The 21781-nt window shown below is 43.4% G+C and carries 15 protein-coding genes; 8 read left to right on the top strand and 7 right to left on the bottom strand.

The window, feature by feature from the left end:
- The first annotated feature begins 155 nt into the window (after positions 1 to 155).
- From FTW16_RS10365 to FTW16_RS10335, 7 genes are all read left to right on the top strand, one after another.
- Positions 156 to 497 (top strand): DUF1214 domain-containing protein, encoded by a 342-nt coding sequence (locus FTW16_RS10365; RefSeq protein WP_186728050.1) that lies wholly within the window; start codon positions 156 to 158, stop codon positions 495 to 497.
- 10 nt (positions 498 to 507) lie between these two features.
- Positions 508 to 2268: a protein translocase subunit SecD gene (secD, locus tag FTW16_RS10360; protein WP_186728049.1), complete on the top strand. Its 1761-nt coding sequence runs from the start codon at positions 508 to 510 to the stop codon at positions 2266 to 2268.
- The gene (gene secF, locus FTW16_RS10355) at positions 2255 to 3199 is read left to right on the top strand and encodes a protein translocase subunit SecF (protein WP_186728048.1); all 945 of its coding nucleotides are present in this window, start codon (positions 2255 to 2257) and stop codon (positions 3197 to 3199) included. Before secD ends, secF begins: the two co-directional genes overlap by 14 nt.
- Positions 3200 to 3445: 246 nt before the next feature.
- The gene (locus tag FTW16_RS10350) at positions 3446 to 4129 is read left to right on the top strand and encodes a hypothetical protein (RefSeq protein ID WP_146490978.1); all 684 of its coding nucleotides are present in this window, start codon (positions 3446 to 3448) and stop codon (positions 4127 to 4129) included.
- Between the two features lie 676 nt (positions 4130 to 4805).
- Positions 4806 to 6605, top strand: coding sequence for a mechanosensitive ion channel family protein (locus FTW16_RS10345; RefSeq protein WP_146490977.1), 1800 nt, complete (start codon positions 4806 to 4808; stop codon positions 6603 to 6605).
- Positions 6606 to 6722: 117 nt separating this feature from the next.
- On the top strand, positions 6723 to 7814 hold the full coding sequence (locus FTW16_RS10340) for an efflux RND transporter periplasmic adaptor subunit (protein WP_146490976.1): 1092 nt from the start codon (positions 6723 to 6725) through the stop codon (positions 7812 to 7814).
- A complete protein-coding gene (locus tag FTW16_RS10335; RefSeq protein ID WP_146490975.1) occupies positions 7814 to 10867 on the top strand; it encodes an efflux RND transporter permease subunit in 3054 nt (1017 codons plus the stop codon). Before FTW16_RS10340 ends, FTW16_RS10335 begins: the two co-directional genes overlap by 1 nt.
- Positions 10868 to 11356: 489 nt before the next feature.
- On the opposite strand, the gene FTW16_RS10330 is transcribed toward FTW16_RS10335, so the two are convergent.
- The 4 genes from FTW16_RS10330 to FTW16_RS10315 all read right to left on the bottom strand — a co-directional run bounded on the left by FTW16_RS10330 (position 11357) and on the right by FTW16_RS10315 (position 15333).
- Positions 11357 to 12007 (bottom strand): MarC family NAAT transporter, encoded by a 651-nt coding sequence (locus tag FTW16_RS10330; RefSeq protein ID WP_146490974.1) that lies wholly within the window; start codon positions 12005 to 12007, stop codon positions 11357 to 11359.
- Positions 12008 to 12122: 115 nt separating this feature from the next.
- Complete coding sequence (locus tag FTW16_RS10325; protein ID WP_146490973.1) at positions 12123 to 13514, bottom strand: magnesium transporter; 1392 nt, start codon at positions 13512 to 13514, stop codon at positions 12123 to 12125.
- A 9-nt stretch (positions 13515 to 13523) separates the two neighbouring features.
- Complete coding sequence (locus tag FTW16_RS10320) at positions 13524 to 14174, bottom strand: DedA family protein (RefSeq protein WP_146490972.1); 651 nt, start codon at positions 14172 to 14174, stop codon at positions 13524 to 13526.
- Positions 14175 to 14241: 67 nt separating this feature from the next.
- Entirely contained in the window at positions 14242 to 15333 is a 1092-nt protein-coding gene (locus FTW16_RS10315; RefSeq protein ID WP_146490971.1) for a calcium:proton antiporter, read from the bottom strand.
- A 265-nt stretch (positions 15334 to 15598) separates the two neighbouring features.
- On the opposite strand from FTW16_RS10315, the gene FTW16_RS10310 reads away from it, so the two are divergent.
- Complete coding sequence (locus FTW16_RS10310; protein ID WP_261383436.1) at positions 15599 to 16663, top strand: alpha/beta hydrolase; 1065 nt, start codon at positions 15599 to 15601, stop codon at positions 16661 to 16663.
- 62 nt (positions 16664 to 16725) lie between these two features.
- Here the strand turns inward: FTW16_RS10310 and FTW16_RS10305 are convergent, their stop codons facing one another.
- From FTW16_RS10305 to FTW16_RS10295, 3 genes are all read right to left on the bottom strand, one after another.
- Positions 16726 to 17655, bottom strand: a complete 930-nt coding sequence (locus FTW16_RS10305) for a LysR family transcriptional regulator (protein WP_146490970.1) — start codon at positions 17653 to 17655, stop codon at positions 16726 to 16728.
- 457 nt (positions 17656 to 18112) lie between these two features.
- Entirely contained in the window at positions 18113 to 19246 is a 1134-nt protein-coding gene (locus FTW16_RS10300; protein ID WP_146490969.1) for a lipocalin-like domain-containing protein, read from the bottom strand.
- Positions 19246 to 21780, bottom strand: a complete 2535-nt coding sequence (locus FTW16_RS10295) for an ABC transporter permease (RefSeq protein ID WP_146490968.1) — start codon at positions 21778 to 21780, stop codon at positions 19246 to 19248. Before FTW16_RS10295 ends, FTW16_RS10300 begins: the two co-directional genes overlap by 1 nt.
- Position 21781 lies beyond the last annotated feature (1 nt).

The raw sequence follows: 21781 nt of genomic DNA, 5'->3' as shown, positions 1-21781 counted from the left end.
GCAAAGGAGATAGGTTCAAAAAAGAATCTAAGTAGCATCAATCAACAGTTGTCAACCCAATGAAAAATATCAATAAATATCTTTTGTTATTCTCTCTTCTTGTAAGCGGCTTTTTCTCAAGTTTTGCATGGTCTTCGAGCTCAATGTTGGAGGACGTGTCTGCAATCGCCAAGCTCATTTATGACAGTGAACCTCAAATTGAAGCGACGAGTGATGTCAAACAAATCAGTAATAACCAATCTCTGACGTATCGAATTACAAAGGAAGAAGCCGAAAGCGATTTGTGGTCGATTGTTATCATGGATGGGCAAAGTGACGAGGTAGCAGATGGTGGTCAGCAATTGATTACCAATATCGACAACATGAATTTTCATCGAGAACTCGATGGCAGCTTACTGATCAAAATATCGAAGTACCGACCTGGTGATGTGAACGCTACTAACTGGTTACAAGCCCCAGAAGGTAGCTTTTATCTCGTGAAGTATGTGTATTTATAGGGTAGATAACATGAAAAAAATATTTGCCTATTTCCTGCTAATTCTCTTATTGATTAGCGCCATACCGAGCTTTTTTGGCGAAAAGCCTGCATTGGTTCTTAATCACGCTGATAGCTCATTACCCATTGAGCCTTTGCTAAGCACATTAGTTAAAAGTCAGATAACTCCGTTAGGTGTTGAGAACCAACAAGACGAAACTACATTAATCTTTGAAAGTAAAAAAGAACAGCGAGAAGCACAACAGGTATTGTCATTGGCGTTTCCGTTAGCTCATTCTCATTTTTCATTCGTCAGTGCAGCACCTCAGCTATTTAGCCAAGTAGGGCTAACACCCATTAACCTTGGATTAGATCTTCGTGGTGGCGTGCAGTTCATGCTGCAAGTTGAAATAGATGATAGCGTGAGAAGTTTGGTAGAAGCGACATCGACTAATGCTCGCCACGTGGCTCATGCAGAAGGGGTTCGCAGTCGAATTGCTGACATAGATAACAATGGATTCTCGATCATTATTACTAATTTAAGTAGTCGTGATTCAAACAGTATTCAAAGCGTAACCGACCACATGCGTTCACAGTTTTCTGAATGGAAAATCAGTGTAAACGGCAACGTATTACGTTTTACGCTTGATGAAAGCATTAAAGAAGAGCAGGCAAGCCTCGCTATGCAGCAAACCCTAAATATTATGCGCCAGCGTATTGAAAGTTTAGGTATCACTGAGGCCGTCACCCAGCGTCAGGGGGCTGACCGTATATTGATAGAGCTCCCGGGCGTTCAAGATCCTCAAGTTGCGAAGCGTGTTATTGGTGCGACGGCGACGATCTCTTTTCATACGGTTGTTGATTCAAGCCAAGCTGCACAGACTCATACTACGCGTGATGGGGAATCTGTACGCTTGTCTAGGCAACCGGTGTTAACGGGAGAGTACATTATTGGTGCATCCGCATCGGTTGGTGAGTTTGGACAACCTGAAGTGAACCTAGTGTTGAGCAGTGCGGGAGGCAGCAAAATGTTTGACTTCTCACGTAGTAACATCGGTAAGCCTATGGCGACCTTATACAGCGAATATCATCAAGATCATAACAACCAACTTGTTCAACGCCATGAAGTGATCAACATTGCTACGATCCAAAGCCAATTAGGAAGTCGTTTTAGAATAACGGGTATCGGGCAAATTTCCGATGCACAAGACCTTGCGCTAATTCTACGCTCTGGGTCATTGACCGTACCTGTGACCATTATTGATGAGCAAGTGATTGGTCCAAGCCTAGGTGAAGAAAATATCCAAAAGGGTTTGCTCGCGGTGATGGTAGGTTTAGCTCTGACATTTGTGTCGATGCTGGTTTTGTACCGAAAGTTCGGTGTTATAGCTTGTGCCGCGCTTATCACCAACATTGTCATGATTGTGGGTTTCTTATCATTGATACCGGGAGCAACGCTTACTTTGCCGGGTATTGCGGGCCTTGTACTCACCATGGGCATGGCGGTTGATACTAACGTTCTAGTGTTTGAACGAATCAAAGAAGAAATGCGTTCAGGAAGATCGCTAGCGAGTGCGATACCGAGAGGTTATAAAGAGGCCAGAAGTACGATTATTGACGCAAACCTTACGTCGTTGATCACTGCGATTATTCTGTTTGCGATTGGTTATGGTGCCGTGAAGGGCTTTGCAATAACGCTAGGGATTGGACTTTTAACCAGTATGTTTACGGGATTACTCTATAGCCAAATGTGGATGACAAAACTTTGGGGGCATGACAATGACAAAGCTTAACCAACGAGTCGCTGATATTCAGTGGTCAAAAGTAAGGTGGAACGGTTTATTGGTTTCACTTGGGTTGATGTTTATATCAATTGTCCTGATATCGACCAAAGGGTTTACACTTGGGCTTGAGTTTACCGGTGGTATCTCTCATGTCGTCAATGCTGATGTCCCGGTGAGCTTGGAAGCGATGCAATCAGCTTTGAATACGGTATTTGATGAATTACCCAATCTAGTGCCCGATGTTACCTACCAAACTTGGCAGTTACAGTTTCCTATTGGCGGAACGGGTGAATTGGAGTTGTTGCAGTGGTTAAGAGCTGTAGAGTTGGAGCTAGGCCATCCGCTTAATCTAGTGTCGAGCTCAGTTGTTGGCGCGCAGGTGGGTGAGCAATTATTTGAGCAAGGTGGTTTAGCCCTGATTGTTGCGTCTATCGCCATTATGTTTTACTTAACTGTGCGTTTTGAATGGCGATTAGCTCTGGGCGCGATTGTTGCTCTACTGCATGATGTACTGGTGGTTCTAGCATTGTTTGTGGTGTTTTCGATTGAATTTAATCTCACCGCTCTTGCTGCATTGCTTGCTGTGGTCGGTTACTCGCTCAATGACTCTATTGTGATCGGAGACCGAATTCGTGAGTACCTAACCCGTAGACCGAATCAGAGTACCAGTGAATCTACGGATCAAGCGATACGATCGTCATTGTTTAGGACTCTAGTAACGTCTGGAACCACGTTATTGACGGTAAGCAGTATTGGCCTTATCGCAGGCGGTACATTAAGTGGGTTTGCGTTTGCATTGTTCGCTGGGATTATTGTGGGCACTTGGTCTTCATTAGTGATCGGTACAGCAATACCGGAAAGGATCGGTTTGTCTTCTGAGCATTATAAGCCCCAAACTCCTTTGTTAGATGAAGGCGGTAATCCTATTCATAGTGAATAGCCCGCCGTTTATAGCTAATTGAAAGTTTATGGCTCCTATATTGGAGCCTTTTTTGTGCCAAAGTAATTATTCATCATCTTTCGTCTAATGTACCCAATATGCTCTTAGATTACCTATTGGTGACTCTTTGGAGTGGTTTTAAAAAATTAAAATAGTAGTGAGCTCTATTTTGAATTTCTGTAATTCGTCGTAAACAATAGCTGGTTAGGTACAATTTACTCGACATTAAATATTAAGGAACACATTATGAAAAAAATTGTATTAACTATCTCTGCTATTTTACCTTTAACTTTTTCAGCTGTTGCGAATGCAAACCAGAATATCGACTTTTCAAACCTAGTGTCGACTTACTCTTATGCGAACCTAGGTTATGATAGTGATGGTTTTACAGCTGGCATTGCTGCAAGCCAGGATCTAAACAATGGTTCAACCATGTTTGAATACATTGGTTCTAATGATTTCTACCAACATAATTTTATTGCGACATTAGCGAATAGTGATAGCGATGCCGCTCTTCAGTTGGATTACCTATGGGATACCGATTACAAGGATACAAGCAAAAACTCACATACGGTGTTTTTTAATGCCATAAAAACAACCTCTATTGACTCTAACTTCAGCCTTTATCCATCAATGGGGCTAGGCTTTAATACCAATGATTTATCGACAAACACAAGTTATTTAGCTAATGCAGCACTGACCATGACCTACGCATTCACTAGTGTCGTTTGGCTTGATGTGACACCAGAATACACTTATAGCTTTAATGATCAAAAACAGAAAGTCGGCGGTAAAGAGAGTTACCGTGATTTATCTATTGAAACCAATTTAGGTTTCAAATTAGCGCCAAATCAGTTTGTTGAAGCGACATATCGTTACGATGAAAACAATGATCACCATACTGGTATCAGTTACAACATGAGCTTTTAATCCACAATATTACCCTTTGTTAAGTGACTGTATTTACCTTAAATTTGAAGTGTACAGTTACTTAATGAATAATATGTTATAGCTAATAACCAGTAACTAAAAAATGATAGTTCAATTGATTACTAGCTAAGCGTAACGTTTAATGAAAATGTTAAATAATAGGTATAACCATATATGGAAAGTATAACTGCTCAACCATTGATTCTTTATGGAAAAGTTCCCTTTAAATACATCTATTTTGGTTTGTCTTCTTATATAATTGTTATGTGTGGTTTTTTGTCTTTGATAGGAGGGATGGGTTAAAGGAAATGATCTTTATAGAGAAAATTAATCGCAAAGGGAAGTGTAATCACATAGTGATGTAATTTGCTATGCGATAGCTAAAGATAAAATATATTTATGATGATATTCGTAACGTTAGAAATGACATGAAAATTAAGTAACCAAGAATAACGGTAATAAGTGGGAAGTATTTCATGGTTTATCTCCATCGATTATTGATGATTATTTATCGCATAACTACTTCACAAATCCCATGAATTAGAGAAATTCATTATTGCTCGAACTGATAGTGAACCATTCTTGAGTTATTCCACTTTTTATTCTTACTAATCATATTGATGGTAAGAATCGTATGCTCTCTGAGAGGGTATCTCTACTAAATCAAAGGTCAATTATGGTCGCTCGACTTTTAACACTTTTCTTTTCAATCCAAATTGTTTGGTTTAGTTCATTCGCTCACGGGCAAGACAAGCCCGGTTTTGTGGATACCTCAACGCCCAATAGCACTCTGTCTGGTTTTATTAAGTATTCTGAGCACGTGATCCATTATTGGCAGCTTGAGCAGCTCGATTTACCTGAAGCCCAACATGCTTATGCCCAAGTAACGCGTACCATGGATCTGTCAAACCTTCCCAATCGCAGTCGAACCGTGGTTGTGATGGAAAGAATCATTTTGCTGCACGAAATTCTAAATAGGTTAGGCCAAGATGTTCAATTACATCCTTCAGAAATGGCATCACCAGCGGGTGACACTGGTTACCAATGGCGTCTCGCTAATACAGACATTTTGATTGCTAGGCAGACGAATGGTGAGAAGGTTGGCCAATATCTATTTACGACCACTTCCATTAATAGCTTATCGAAATGGTATCGCCTGATCTCAGCGTCTACGAAGAAAAGTGAACATGACGTTGATTTGTACCATGAGTTTTTAATTCTCCCAGGCCCGCTATTTTCAATATCATTGATCAAATCTTTACCAGAAAGCTTTAATACCTTATACGCATCGATTCCTCTTTGGCAGTGGTTCGCTTTAGTGGGCGTCTTTTTGTTATGTCGATTTATGATTAAGTTAAGCTTCTCGCTTGGCGAACGTTGGAACTTACATTGGTATCGAAATGGACTGAAATGGCAAGTTGGCCGCCAGTTATCTTTGGTTGGGGTCGTCTTTATCCTGTTTATTACCCGAAAAGTGATTGATGACGGAATATGGATCACTGGAGGTATCTACCAGTTTTTGTCTACCTCTTTTTTGATTGGCCAGTTTTTCTTCGTTGCGTGGTTGATCATGACCATCTTCAATTACTTTGCTGAGCTGTATGTATTTAATAAACACGAAGGTAAGTATGTTGACTCCTCTTTAATTACGGTACTCGCGCGTATTTTTGGTGGCCTCACGATTGCCATCTTGGGCATTTATGTGGTCGATTTTATGGGCTTTTCAATCTCCCCAATTGTTACCGGTTTAGGCGTTGGTGGTTTGGCGGTAGCACTCGCCATTCGTCCTGTACTGGAAAACGTGATTAATGGACTGACTTTGTATGCTGATGGTGGAATTAAAATTGGAGAACTTTGTCGTTATGGCGACAATCTAGGGACGATTGAGAGCATAGGGTTACGGTCTACGAGAATTAGAACGCTAGAACGTTCATTAATTACTATTCCTAATTCCGAGTTTGCCAACATGGAAATTGATAATTTAGAGCGTCGTGATAAGCGTCGAATGAGCCACCGCTTGAGGTTGCGGTCAGAGCTAACTCAAGACCAACTCAAACTTCTGGTTGTTGGTATTAGGCGGCTGTTATTACAACATCCTAGACTCGATGAAGATCCAGTTAGAGCAAGGTTTGTGGGTGTTGGTGAGTTTGCGATACACATCGATATACTCGCTTATATTATATGCAAAGACCATGAAGAGTTTCTTGCTGTGCAAGAAGATGTGATGTTTTCGGTAATGCAGCAAGTTGAAGCGGTAGGTGCCCAGTTGGCATTCTCTAATCAATACCAACTGACGCAGGCACTTAACCCTATTGATGATGAACTCAAAGAGAAAGCGACCGAAACGGTAAATCAGTGGCTAGATAACAATAACTACCCATTCCCAGACTTTAGCTATGAATTTAAAGATGGAATCAAAGACAGCATTATGTACCCAGCCAAAAGTTCAGCGGTTCGCGCAAATGGAAATGGTTAAAATTAAAAGTTTTACCTTAAGGTGATTTCCGCTAATTTGAATTTCTCTAATTCATCGTGTTTGCCTTCAGTTTACTCCAAAGTAGCGTCAAATATTTAAGCTACTTTGGAGATATCCATGCCTCGTATTCGTCCTTCACGCATACTTCTTTCTTTTTCTGTTTTACTTATGTCGACGGGGTGTTCGACCGAAGACTCACCACTGATAGGTGACACTCCTCGCCCTGTTCGTTTGACTGAAGTTCAAACCGTGGGTCATCAAGATATACGCCGTTTCCCTGCCCAAGTTTCTGCGTCTAAGGAAGTTGAACTTGCCTTCAGGGTGGGTGGTGAAGTGGTGGAATTTAACTTAAAGCCATCGCAAAAAGTGACCAAAGGCGAAGTCATTGCTCGGCTTGATCAGCGAGATTTTAAAACTGAAGTCGCATTGAAAAAATCGGAGTTTGATTTAGTAAAAAGGGAATTAGATCGAGCGACCCAAATGATGAAAAAGAATCTATTGGCTCAAGCGGAGTTTGATGGCATTCAAGCTCGTCTTCAAGTTGCACAGGGGGCTTTACAGCTTGCACAAGACAGGTTGAAAGATACCGTCATTACTGCGCCTTACAGTGGTCGAATTGCAACAACTCACATTGAAAACCATCAACAAGTGCAAGCTCACCAAGGTATCGTCCTTTTACAAGATCATGAAATGATTGATGTCACGATCCAGTTACCTGAGAACGTACTTAGCCAGATGGATGCTAAGAGAATTGACCCATCTTATCAGCCATTAGCGACCTTTAATGGCTCGTCGGTTTCCTACCCTGTGACTTATAAACAGCATAAAACGCAAGCAACAGCAGGTACACAAAGCTATGAAGTGACCTTTACTCTAGCCGCGCCAAAACATAACCATACTGTGTATCCAGGTATGGGAGCAACGCTGCACCTTGATATCGATAAAATCATTGCCGATAAACAAGGAGCTCAACGTTTTGTCGTTCCTGCTAGCGCCATTTTAGACAATGACGTGATTGGTCAACCTCAAGTCTGGGTATTTCAGAACGGGCTAGTCTCTCCGTTAGATATCACCATTCAAGGAGTGTCGGCACGTGGTGCGATTGTTTCTGGAGATCTTTCTCAGAATAGCTATGTGGTGAGTGCTGGTGTCAGTCAATTGTCAGAGGGCATGAGAGTTACGCCCATCGTTCGTGAGCGAGGTTTATAATGAACCTAACTAATTACGCAATCAAAAACAAAGTCATAAGCTGGCTCGTCGTTGCCATTTTATTGGTGGGCGGTGTGCTTTCTTTTCGTGGTTTAGGGCAATTGGAATTTCCAGCATTCCCTATTCCACAAGCCATGGTTAACACCACGTACCCTGGTGCCTCTGCAATGCAAGTTGAGGAGGAGGTCACCTTACCGCTTGAGCGTGCGATTTCTCAGCTCGAATATGTCAAAGATGTCGAATCTTTTACCAGTGCTGGGCTGTCTCAGATTGCGGTGATATTAAAAGAGACCATACAAGCAGAACAACAACCTCAGGTATGGGATGAATTGCGCCGCAAGGTGAATGATATTCAACCTAGAATGCCACCGGGAGTGAATCCATCGCAAGTCATTGATGATTTTAGCGATGTGTATGGCATTCTCTACAACATTACGAGTAATGAATACACTTATCGCGAACTGCAAAATTACGGTGAATACCTTCAGCGTGAGCTTCTTGCTATTAAAGGGGTAAAGAAAGTTAACTTGGCTGGGCTAGTCTCTGAACACATTGTGATTGAGATTGCTCAGCAAGATCTTAATACGTTGAATCTTGATCCTGCTTGGCTTTCTCGTTTGATTCAAAATCAGAATATGGTGTCTAACGGTGGTGATTTACTACTTGATGGACAATCGATCCGAATCCATTCCTCTGGTGAGTTTAATGAAATTGAAGCGTTAAAATCATTTAAATTTAGCCCGCCGGGAAGCAATGACCTGATCCAGTTAGGTGATATCGCAGAGGTAAGCCGTCAGTTTCAGGATAAAGCTTATACCTTGTATCGTAACAATGGTGAACAAGCCATTTCTCTAGGGATCTCGTTTGCGAACAACGTCAATGTGGTTGATGTGAGTGAACGTGTCAGTAATAAATTGTCTGAACTCGATTTTGCTCGCCCAATGGGGATTGAATTAAACAAGGTGTACGACCAAGGCGATGCGGTTGATAAATCGGTATCTGACTTTGTGATGAGCCTAGTTGAAGCGGTATTGATTGTTATTGTCGTGCTGTTATTTGCGATGGGCTTGCGTTCTGGCATTTTAATGGGGGTTATTTTATTACTGACTATCCTCGGTACCTTTATTGGAATGAGTATTCTAGGCGTTGAGATTCAAATCATTTCACTTGGTGCTTTGATCATTGCACTCGGGATGCTGGTTGATAATGCGATAGTGATAACTGAAGGTGTCTTAATCGGTCTGAAGCGTGGATTGACCAAACGTAAAGCCATTGAATCTGTGGTTAAACAGACCCAGTGGCCCCTGCTTGGTGCAACACTGATTGGTATCATTGCATTTGCCCCGATTGGCTTGTCTGCCGATGCAACGGGGGATTTCTTAGGGTCTTTATTCCAAGTATTAGTGATTTCTTTATTACTAAGTTGGGTGCTTGCTATCACGTTAACGCCGTTCTTCTGCGAACTGATGTTTAAAGAAGAAATAGCCAAAGGTGAGTCAGAGCATATCGATCCTTATCGAGGGTTGATATTTACCCTGTATCGCACGGTTCTTAATACCGCACTAAAAAATCGTGTCGCGACTATGGTCATCACTCTGGTCTTACTTATTTCTGCTGTGATCGGGTTTGGCTCTGTAAAACAAGCTTTTTTCCCGCCATCGAATACGCCAATTTTCTATGTGGATGTATGGCTGCAACAAGGCACAGACGTTCGTGAAACAGAACGACGCTTAAAGCAAATTGAACGTACCGTGAGCGGCTTTAATGATGTTCATAATGTTACAACCGTCGTAGGTGCGGGTGCTCAGCGATTTATTCTGACTTATGCACCTGAAAAATCATATAGCAGTTACGGGCAATTGATTGTTGAAGCGAAAGACTTAGCCGCGATCGAAACGATGTTACCCCAGATGAAAGCAAGGCTTGAAAGTTTACATCCAGATATTGATTTCAAGTTTAAGTTAATGGACTTAGGTCCAGCCCCCGCCGCTAAAGTCGAAGCGCGCTTTTATGGTGCGGACCCACAGGTGTTGAGACAACTTGCTGCTCAAGCGAATGAGATCATGCGTAATGAGCCAAAAGCAACTGCAGTTCGTCACTCATGGCGAGAGAAAACTCAAGTGCTTGAACCGCAACTCGATGGTGCAGCAGCAAGGCGAGTTGGGATAACCAAAAGTGATCTTGATAGAACCTTGTTACGCAATTTAAATGGTGAGCAGATTGGCTTGTTCAGAGATGGTAGTCATATCATGCCGATTGTGATGCGCGCGCCAGATGAAGAACGTTTTGATATCGATAGATTACCTGAGTTACAAGTGTGGAGCCAAGACCAAAGCCGTTATATCCCAATAACACAGGTTGTTTCCGACTTTAATTTGACGACGGAAGACTCTCTAATTGTTCGTCGTAACTTTAAACGCGTGATTTCCGTTATGGCCGATGTGACGCCATTTGGTGATGATACGGCTGAATCTTTGCGCCGTTTGGTTGCTCCTAAAATCGAAGCGATTGAACTCCCTCAGGGCTATCATTTTGAGTGGGGCGGTGAATATGAAAGTCAGCAAAAGGCGACCAACAACCTAATGGGTTCATTGCCAATGGGCTATCTGATCATGTTCTTGATTACGGTCTTGTTGTTTAACACCATTCGTCAGCCTTTGGCGATTTGGTTAACCGTACCATTAGCATTAATTGGTGTGACTGCGGGCTTACTATTAATGAATATTCCGTTCTCGTTCACGGCATTGCTAGGACTATTGAGCTTATCAGGCATGATTGTGAAGAATGGTATTGTGTTGGTGGAGCAAATCAATATCGAAACCGACCAAGGTTCAAACCTTAACCGTGCGATTGTGGATGCGAGTGTGAGTCGTGTACGACCTGTGTGCATGGCGGCAATTACTACCATGCTAGGTATGATCCCGCTGGTATTTGATGCCTTCTTCCAGTCGATGGCGGTGACCATCATATTCGGACTTGGGTTTGCTACACTACTAACATTAGTGGTATTGCCTGTGATTTATGCCTTGCTGTATCGAGTAAGCTATCGTTAACATCTACATGTTCAATACCTTTCATTAGGATAAGAAAGAACGTCCAGAAGTACGTAGGATTAAGCTGATACCAATAATGTTGGTATCAGCTTTTTTATTCGTATTAGCCTGGAGGAAGTGAACGATTTAGTACTCAAGTTTGATGAAAGATACGTGCTGTTATTAATGTATAAACAGTACTATTTAGCTAGAAAACCACCAGCGTGACCGCCTTAAAACGTTCATACATTGCTATCGAATCTCTGTGATGAAAACTCGGGAAGATGTGCCAATGTTTACTGGTCCGTCAATATATACTGGTTCAATGTTTACTGGATCAGTGGAGCACTTACATAGAAGAACGAAGAGCAAGTCGAGTGATTAGAAGTAGAGTGGGAATTCTGAGGGGGATAGTATTGTGAGCTGTTGGAGTGGAAACTGGGTGCCTTTATTTAAACAGAAAAACCCACACAATAAGCAATCTAAAGTGCGGGGTTTTGATACGAAAAATTACAGCAATGCGCCGATGTCTTGTACGATCTCAGTAATACCGATAGTAAAGAACTGCACACCCATACAGATAAGCAGAAAACCCATTATTCGAGTAAACGCGTTAATGCCATTTTGGCCCAGAGCTTTAAGTAACGGGTAAGCCATGCTCAGAATAAAAGCGGCGACTAAGCTCACGACACCAAAACCACCAATCACTCCTGTATAAATACTTATTTTTTCTAACTCTTCTTCACTAGAAGCAATTTCAGCGGCAAGGCTAATGATCAGTGCCATTGTTCCGGGGCCGCACAGTGATGGAATCGTAAGGGGCACTAAAGCAATAGAATCTTGTCCGACACTGCCATCCATACTTTCTGGTTTTGGAAACAGCATGTTGAAACCAATCGCACAAATGATAATTCCGCCACCCAAGCGTAAGCTCGGAATTGAAATACTAAACAACTCTAAAACAGAAGCACCAATAAAAAAGGTGATGCACATGGCGATGAATAGGTAAAGCCCAACGGTTTTCGCTTGTGAAACGATATAACTCTTGTCTCGGCCCTTACTTAAACCAAGAAGCACGGTGGCAGCAGCAGGCGGGTTCATCATCGGCAACAAGCCGAGAACGGTGAGAGTTAAATAGGTGAATAAAGTTTCTAAATGCATACGGTTCCCTTAAGGTTTTTGTGGGTTTCTGTGTCATTGGATGGTGGTTAAATTATTAGGTGTTGGCTTAATCTCGAATCAAATTAATGACTAAATGACTGACTAGCTAACTAGGTTAAAGAAGCATTAACTGAGCAAGGTACAGAACACTAAAGAATGAAATCGCATCGGTTAATGTGGTGAGCAGTGGGCTAGATAACATCGCCGGATCGAGGTTTCCGCGCTTGAGAATTAGAGGTAACGCGCCACCGATCATAACTGCACAAGTGGACGATATCGTGTAGGCCCCCGCGACTAACACTGGTAATAAATGACTTTGCTGACCATGGGTAATCAACATGAGTAGAGCAATAACCAGACCAATAGCAAGACCATTGATAGCACCAATCGGGAACTCTTTGGCGACAACAAATAACCAGTCTCTAGCGGAAATATGCTTTGTTGATAATTCTCGAATAGAAACGGCAACAGATTGGTTACCCGCGGCACCGGATAAGTTAGCCACTAAAGGTAAAATTGCGGCTAATACGGCAACTTGTTCGATAATATGTTCAAAGGAAGCGATGATCGATACCGCGGCATAGCTCAAGATGACCGATGGCAGCAAAAATGTGAGGCGTCGGATATTACGTTGTAATAGCGGCATAGTACGAAACTCGTCGCCACCAAATATACCGCTGGCTTCACGTTGTTGTTGTTCGGATTTCTCATATAACGCCTGGTTTAATTGGGTGTGACCAACAATACCAATTTGAAAGCCATGTTCGTTGATAACAGGAACGGTAGAGTGTGAGGTAGAGTCGAGCACACTTTTTAATGATTGGAGATCAAAATCTGCAGGTACGGTGGGGACACTTGTATCAATATGATCGAGCAATCTATCCCAAGATTGAGCGAGAAACAGTTCTCTAGTTTTCACCGTACCTAAGTAGTTACCGCGTTTGTCGTGTAAATAAATGTAGCGCCACTCAATTCGTTCAGAGCTTTGCTCACCTTCACGCAAGACGTTCTCTAAGTCTGAAATGGTTGCCCAGTTTTCCAATTTAATGATCTCATTCTTGCAAATACGTCCCACGGAGCCATTAGGAAAAGACATTGCGGCTTTTTCTTCGTTTTCCCAAGTTTCGGGCAGGGAGGATTCAAGGGCTTTGTGAAGTGGTTTAGGTAAGCTACGTAATAGAGAGCGGCGAACGTCTGAACGCATATGTAAAAGAATGTCTTTCGCGCTGTCGATAGGAAGGTTTGAAAATAAGAGTGCACGTTCTGGCTCTGTTAGGTAATCCAGAAAATCAGCAGCTAGATTAGGTTTTTGAGTACAAAGCAACGCCCAAAACTGTTCACACTGTGCGTTGGTGAACTTTCGAATAACAAACGGAAGGTTGGTTAGGTTAGCACTCTCTATTTGTTTGATAATGCGATCACTAGTACCAGACTGTATTTCTGCAACTAACTCGGAGTACAGCAGCTCGGCTTCCGTGTTAGGTAATGGGATGGTTATTAAGGTCATAATAATGGGCTACACTACAACGTGGTTTCGTTTACGGATAATTCGGACAAACAGCGTGATAAAAGCAATGGCCATCAACGTTAAGCTAGTGAAGAGAAACCATTTGGTGATGAGCTCTTGGTGTTGGGCTAAAAATGGGTGTCGCATAATGGATTTTCCAGCATAAAGCAGCGTTAACACCCACACGATAGAGCTGGTCATGCTGATCATGACTGTGCGGATAAAGCTGAGGCGTGCAATACCCATAAGCATTGGGGTTAAAACACGAACGAATGGAATAAAGCGAGATACGAACAACGATAGGAACCCGAATTTATTGAGAAGGCGCCTTGCTCTAGGTAATGAATCGTCAGGCAGTACGACTTCAATTTTGTTCATGAAGCGTGAACCTTCTAACCAGCGTCCTTGTAGATAACCGACAATCGTGCCTAAACAAGCCGATACGCTGAGAGCTGTCAGGGCGGTATAAAAGTCCACAGCACCTAATCCCACCAGTCCTCCTACAAACAATACCAGTCCGTCTCCGGGGAGAGGCAAAAACACAAAACTCGACTCTAGAAATAACACAACAGCGAGCAGTAGTAGCAAGATATGGAGTGAGTTGATCTCAAGTAGCGTGTCAAAATCTTGCACCCAAATGGCGGCTAATATCTCATTCATACTTTTTCCTTAATGGTATAAAACGACGTGACAACCAGATCGAATGATCTGGCTGTTGTGCGTGGTGTTAGTCGAACATCAAAATCAAATAAGCGAAGAAGAGAACAAGGTGGGTGGCACCATTCAGTGAGTTGGTTCTGCCGCTACTAAAGCTAACGCTGGTCATGAGAAGCGTCGCGGCCAGCAACACCATTTCTGCGGGTTCTAGGCCTAACTTCAAGGGCTGGTCCATTACGCCAGAGATGAGTAAAACGGCCGGTACGGTCAGTGCAATCGTTGCTAATACCGAACCAAAAAATAGGTTGATAGCACGCTGCAGTTGGTTTGTCAGAGCAGCTTTCACGGCACCAACGGCTTCTGGCGCGAGAATAATAAGTGCAACGATAAGGCCGCCAAGGGCTGCTGGAGCGCCCATAACGCTAATACTGTCGTTAATTGGAATAGCTAGCCCTTTTGCTAGAAGTATCACGATGAGCAAGTAGCTAATGAGCATGACAGTGTGAAATAGATTGCTGCTTACAGGACCGTGGTGGTCGTGTTCACTTTTATTGTCGGCATCAATGAAGAAGTGAGTATGGCTACGTGTTTGTACGAATAGAAATACGCCATATAACGCAATGGATGCAAGAACCAGTGTGCCCATCAAGCTGAATGACATGTTTCCATTGTCACTACTGCTGGTAAAGTTTGGCAAGATCAAGCAGAGCATCGCAAGAGGGATAATGGCAACCAAATACGCCTTAATACCATCCAAATTATACGACTGAGTGTGATACTTCATCCCACCGACTAATAAAGTAATACCGACAAAACCATTCAATACCGCCATGATCACTGCGAACATCGTATCTCGGGCAAGAACGGGGTTCGGATCTCCGGTCAACATGACAGAGGAGATCATGATCACTTCTAATGAGATGACTGACAGTGTAAGAATGAGTGTGCCAAACGGGTCTCCCAACTTGATTGCTAAGGAATCTGAGTGGCGAACCACCGCGAAAATGGCGGTCATGGCGACATAAAAGAGTACAGAGGTAGTGATGACATAAGAGAGGGTTGAGAGACTTGAGGTCAGTATGTTTTCGCCTAAAGTCTTGAAAAATATAACAGTCAAAATACCGAGGAGCAGTGTTTTCTCTTGTTTTAAAATCTTATACATTTGAGCTTCTCGTTGATATCAACATCGTAAGGTCCTAGTAACGTTGTTGATTCGCGAATGTTCACTACATCCTCCATAAGGTAGTGATTTGCTCATAGTCTATGGTTGTGGGGAGAGGTTGAATATGAATTAGAGAAATTCATAAATGCTTCAATTGTTGCTCCAATTCTGAATTTCTCTAATTCGTCGATTTTAAGTTCATTGAATTCAATAATGGCGTAAATAAACTGCAAACCACAGTTCATAAGTCGCCTTTGGAGTCACAATGAGAACATTACACAAATTTATACCGACTAATTTAATGCCTACTACTCTTGTCTCTGCGCTTGTACTTAGTCTTTCAAGTACTACGGCAATCGCTGATATCAACTTGGCTGAGCGCACAATTCCAACGCCTGTGGGGATATCGACAACGCTTGCTGAAATGATCGAAGGTAGAGGCAGCATTCCAGAGTTTCCTGTCCCTGAAAGTACAGAGGCGTGGCTTGAATTTCAGTCCATGTTTGATGCGCACGGAGTTGAACTCGCTAAATCGGTAGCGGAACGTTTTGAAGTAACGTATGAAGCAAAACAATTTGCAGGAGTAGACACTTTTTTTGTGACACCAAAAGTGATCTCATCTGAATATAAAGACAAGTGGTTAGTACACATTCATGGTGGTGCATTTGTATTTGGTGGTGGCGAATCTGCGTTACGAGAAGCTATCTGGGTCGCTGACGGTCTTGGTGCAAAAGTGATTTCAGTTGATTATCGTCAACCGCCATTACACCCATTTCCAGCTGCAATTGATGATGCCGTTGCCGTTTGGAAAGAGTTAATGAAAACCCAAACAGCAGAGTCGAGTGCAATTTTTGGCACATCTGCGGGCGGTAATTTAACGTTAGCAACGACACTGAAAATACAAGAGATGAATTTGCCTGCTCCGGGAGCTCTTTTTGTTGGTACACCCGCGGTTGATCTTAAAGAAACATCAGATACTTGGCATACATTAAAGGGACTTGATTCATTAGGTCAGCGTGAAGGATTAATTCAAGCGACATTTGATTTATATGCTGATGGTGAGGCGTTGGATAACCCGCTAATTTCACCTATTTACGCAAATATAGATTCTTTTCCACCCACTGTTTTTATTTCAGGAACTCGTGATTTATTACTGAGTGACACGGTTCGAATGCACCGATTACTGCGCAGCGCTGATGTTGAGACTGAGCTTCATGTTTATGATGGTCAGTCTCATGGTGACTATATAAATGGACTTGTTGCGGACATGCCTGAATCGGAAGATGCGCTTAAAGAGATTGGTTTATTTTTTAATAAGCACATCAATTAATATAATAATTTTGGAGATAGATTGATAATAGCAACCTAGATTAAGTTGTCCTAATTAAAGGGTTATTTCTCAGGTTGCACTACCTTGTCGAAAAAGTTTTGCATCGTTTGGTGCAATAATTGGTTTAAAGGGAAACCACGCTTTGATTGTAAGTAACCACCATTGATTTGGATTGATCTCATCTCTTTTGGAACCGTCGGAAGAGGGTAACAACTCAGCTCTGGCTCATTCTCAGTTACTAGCGTACTGCCAAAAGATAAGGCGTCAGAATGTTTCAATTTATTGAGTAAAACTCGAATACTGTGAGTCGTTAAAACGATATTTGCCTTATACCCTCTTGCTAAGTAAAAGTCTTCAACCGGGGCGCGTTTTGAGTTAATCCCATCAGCGAGTATCCGAGTGATAGGAAGGTGATGGATGTCTTCTAGGGCGGTACTCTTACTAAGTACTGGGTGATCTTTACGAGCAATGAGGCTGAGTTTTATTTCTTTTAAACGGTGCTGATAAATCTCTTGTGGCAATTGGAACTGAGAAAAAAGGAGCAAGTAATCTATTTGGCCATTAAGCATTTCATTTAAGCTTTGTTCTTGCCAATAAACTAATTTAAAACTGGCAGCAGGTAGTGCTTCTCTTAGAGCACTAAAAATACCATCTCCCCATTGCTCAAGCATGAAGATGTTCATTGCGATCGACACTTCACCTTTAAATTGCAGAGGGTCGAAATTTTGATAAGACTCGACGACTTTTAGTAGAGGTGTGAACATTTCATCGGCGGCTTCTGCAAGTTTCTCAGCTAGCTCAGAAGGCTCGACACCATGAGCTTTACGAATAAACAGTCGATCACCAAACGTTTCTCTCAGCTTAGCTAGACCACGACTGACGCTAGTTTGTGATATCCCCAATTTGTCTGCGGCCTGATGTGTGTTTCGTGTTTCTACAACCGCTTGCAATAGTTTCAGTAGGTTTAAATCTAAATCGCGAAGTTCTTTCATCGTTAGCCCTTAACTATTGAGAGTCTTCCATTGTAGTGTTGAACGCGGATGACGCAAACTCATTTTTTCCGCAGGTGTATCAGTCTGTGTCAAACCGACTTAAACATAAATATAAGTATGGTTTACAGAAAATTGCATATGTCACCGTTACTTGAGGTTTGGAACATATTTGTACCCTAATAGGATTGTCGGAACGACCTTGATATTGTGTAATTGATAGTATCTAGGTTGCGATAGGTGATATTGGAGAGTCACCCAGCCATTTGCAAAGTCCGTATATTGCTGTTCCTGCATTTAATCTTATTGTTAATGAGCCCAAATGATTAGCTCTGAACGTGTTGGGACAGTTTATTGTGCCAATGGTTTTACTAGAATCTATTTAAGTCTTCAGTGGTGGTAGTTCAATTCAGCCCTCGCTCTCTTAATGACTCAATATGTGTTAGGTAGTATTTTTCAATCAATACCCCGTAAGCTCCATATAACCAGAACCGGAGTGTGTTCCTTCAATTGAGATAGGCCCTTCCCAATAGGGAACTGACAGTGGCATTTTGGCATTTGGATTGAGTGCTGAGACGGTCAGTTCGATTTGTTGAGTTGGAATCGAAATTTGCCACTCTGTTGGGTAGTCACGCCCATCGATTTCAGTCTGTTTGGTGGCGATTAGGGTGATGTCTTGCTGTGAAATCGCGATGCCAGAACCATCTTGCTGCATCAATCTTGCGTGAGCATAACTGGCTTCGCCTGTTGTTGAGTTTCGAAGTTGAAATACCACCAAACTGGTTTCATCACCTAGCCTTAGCGCAAACCAATCCCAGCCTTGTTGCGAGTCGAGTAAAAACTGCGAGCTCCATTCTCTGTCTATCCAACCTTTGCCAGAAACTTGATGCGTGACTCCATCGATGATTACCTCGCCCGATACATTAATGAATGGTTGGCTGTAGTAATAGGAAGCTACTTTTCCATCGCTACTTTTGGTGCTGTAGCCTTGTTCGCCTTGCTTTTGATAAGGGGCGTTGTTGGTTAACTTAAGCGAGTAGCCAAACTGACCGGAATTAGCGTTCAAGGTTGCGGGGAACAGATCATCGCTTGACGATGTCCATTGCCAGTCATCGAGATAGACCCGAAATGGTGAAGCGCTTACACCTGCGAGTTCAGCTTGGTCGCGTGACCACTTCTCATCGGCGTAGTGTTTGTCTTTGGTGGTGACGGCGCTGTGTGCCATGTAGATTTGCTGACTTTGCCACGTAGTTTCCTTAGTGCCATTGCCACTTTCCTGTGGTGCAGCCGCGAAGCGGAACTGTGTCCACTGCAGGCCTAACGCATTGCCGTCTTCATCAATTAAGTTTGCGGTTAAATACCACCATTCATGACGAAAATCTGGGTGTGCTTGATGGTCGGCAGGGAAGGTGATGTCGATACCTTTTACTACCGGCGTGAATTGCTCAGCCTCTTTTTGTGTTTCATCATCGGTTTGTGTTTCTGCACCAAGTATCGAACCCATATTTTGAGCTGATGGTTGCGTGGACTCCTCGCATCCTAAAAAGAATAAGGGGGTAAGTGTGAGAACGAAAACTCTCATTGATCGATTCATCACAACACCTCGCTCTGTAAACTGGATACCACGGGTTTACTGACCAAACGCCACAGTGGAATCAAGGTCGCAAACACAGCCACTAGAATGGTGATGGCTGCGATGCTGAGTGCATCACTCCAATTCCATACGTAGTTTAAGCTCCAACCAAAGGCGCGCAGGGTAACGATGTCCGTCAACACATAGCCGACCATAGCGCCGAGTGGTAAGGCGATAACCAGAGTGAAGGCGACCAGAACAACGATTTGCCCGACCACCATCGCCATCAATTTTTTCTGACTAACACCGAGCGCATACAGCCTTGCAATGGCGGCTTTGCGTGCATCGAGCAACATGAAACAGGCGCAGAACAACCCTATCACCGCCACCATTAAAGTGACGCCATTAAGCGCCCGAGTGATGGCAAAGGTTTGTGAGAAGATATCTAACGCGATCGATTTTATCTGCGCTTGATCGTAAAGCTGGCTAGGGTGTAAATTGAGTTGTTGGCGTAGCTGTTCGTACACCACTTGTGGGTCGCCAGATACTTTGATTCCCAAGCTGGTGGGTAAGTCAGTAAATCCGCTTTCGAGCCATAAATTAGGAGCAAGTAACACTTCACCATTCGGTGAGCCGTAATCGTGGAAAATCGCCCCGACGATGAGTGTTTTGTCTTGGATCGCGTCGAGCTTGAGTCGGCTTCCAAGGGACAAACCGAGCTTCACTGCCGTAGGCTCGCTGATTGCCACTAATTCACCTTGGTAAAAGCGCGTCCAGAAATCATCAAGGTGGGATTGGAACACCATGGTTTGCTCAAGTGTGTCTTTGTCTTTAGTGCCGAGCAAAGTCGGTAAGCCCTGCAAGTTATCGTCGACATAATATTGCTTATAGACGGTTTCAACATGATCAAACTGTTCTAACGCACGTTCCACATTCGCGATTTCAGCTTGGGCCGGGCTAACGTAAATATCGGCATGTAAGCGCTGTTCAAGCCATTGCTTTAACGTGGATTCAAAGCTGCCGACTAAAGTATTCATCCCTATATTGGCGGTGACGGCGAGAAGCAACGCCATCATGGCAAGGGAAAGAGGGGAGATAAGTTCACGCAGCTCAGCAAACAGATACTGCATTAATCCCGACTTGGTGCGCTGCTCGCTCCAATTTGCTAACACGCTGAGCGTTTTGGGTAGATACAAGGGAATCGACACCACTAACACGCCTAGCCACGCCATGGTGAAGCGGTGATGCTGGCTCAGCCATAACCCTGCTAACGCGACAATAGTTAATACTGACCCGATAACAAATAGCTGATTTTCGTTAGACGTTTCCGGCGCTTGATAGAAACCACTATGGGAGGAGAGTGGTTGTCGCACCCGCTGTTTAAAGTGCTGCCAACAAGCAATAAGCGTTGCGGCCAACGTGAGTAGCAGTGCCTGCACTAACCATTGCCATTGCCACGTGCCGGGAAGCAGTGTTGCACCATAAAGTTGCTCAAGCGTTATCGCGACGGTGGGATGTAGCCAATGGCTGAGTTGAATGCCGAGAATGAAACCAAGCGACGCGCCCAGTGTGACTAAAAGAATCAGCTCGACTAACAGAGCTGAAAATACGATGCTTGGCGCTATCCCGGCTTGTTGAATTTGCACCAACAGCCGATTACGTTTGAGCAAACTGTACTTAACGCCATTGTAAGCGATGAATAGGCCAACCAAAAACGCCAACAAACTCATGGCGGTGAGGTTGAGGTGAAAGCTATCGGTAATTGAACCGAGATCCGTACTTTGGTTGTTGGAAATCCATTGCCCCTGTGTGCCTATGAGGCTTTGCCATTTATCCTGAGTATTGCTGTTATTGTCGCTCTTGGTGTCAAAAATAGCGATATAGCTCAGTTGTCCTTGCTTGTTAAGCAGTTGCTGAGCGAATCCAATATCCATCAACATTCTGCTGCCCAGTTGCCATTCATCGGGCAGCACTACCACTTGGGTGAGTACTTCATCCAAAGTGAGTGTGTCTGCTTCTCCCAAGTTCTGGTGCTGTGACTGGCTCATCATCACAATGGGTTCACCCGCTAAGAGTTGCGGCAAAGGTATGGCATTGTCGAACAGGGAAATGCTTGGCTCTTTGGTTTGAGTATTGCTTTTTTCGTCGGCGCGAGCGTGACGAGATCTTGAAGTGAGGGCAGCGATCAACTCACTGCCTTGAACTGACCAACGTCGACCTTGTTCGTCTCTTACTCGCCCTTCTATAACAGGCAGTGCTGCGCTTAATCCACTTTGTCTTAAGCTGAAGTAGAGCGATTCCGGCAAATAGTTTTGCCCTGCTGGTGGAATGATAAGGTTTTGTGCTTGGGCGCTAAGTTGCTCGGTCGATTCTGCATAACTGCGCTTGGCATTGAGGTTGATGGCTTGCACTGCGACAAACAAGGTGACCGCTAGCACAATGCCGATCAGAATCGCTGCGGCTTGCAATGGTGATTGACGATAGTGCGCCGCGAATAGGTTCAGAGTCAGCTTGGTATGGATGAGCTGGTTCTGAGCGAAGCCAGTTTGCTTCATT

This window comes from Vibrio sp. T20 (assembly GCF_007858795.1).
GTDB lineage: Bacteria > Pseudomonadota > Gammaproteobacteria > Enterobacterales > Vibrionaceae > Vibrio > Vibrio satsumensis.
The sequence above is the reverse complement of the archived record's forward strand: the minus strand, read 5'-3'. Positions and strand labels throughout refer to the sequence as shown.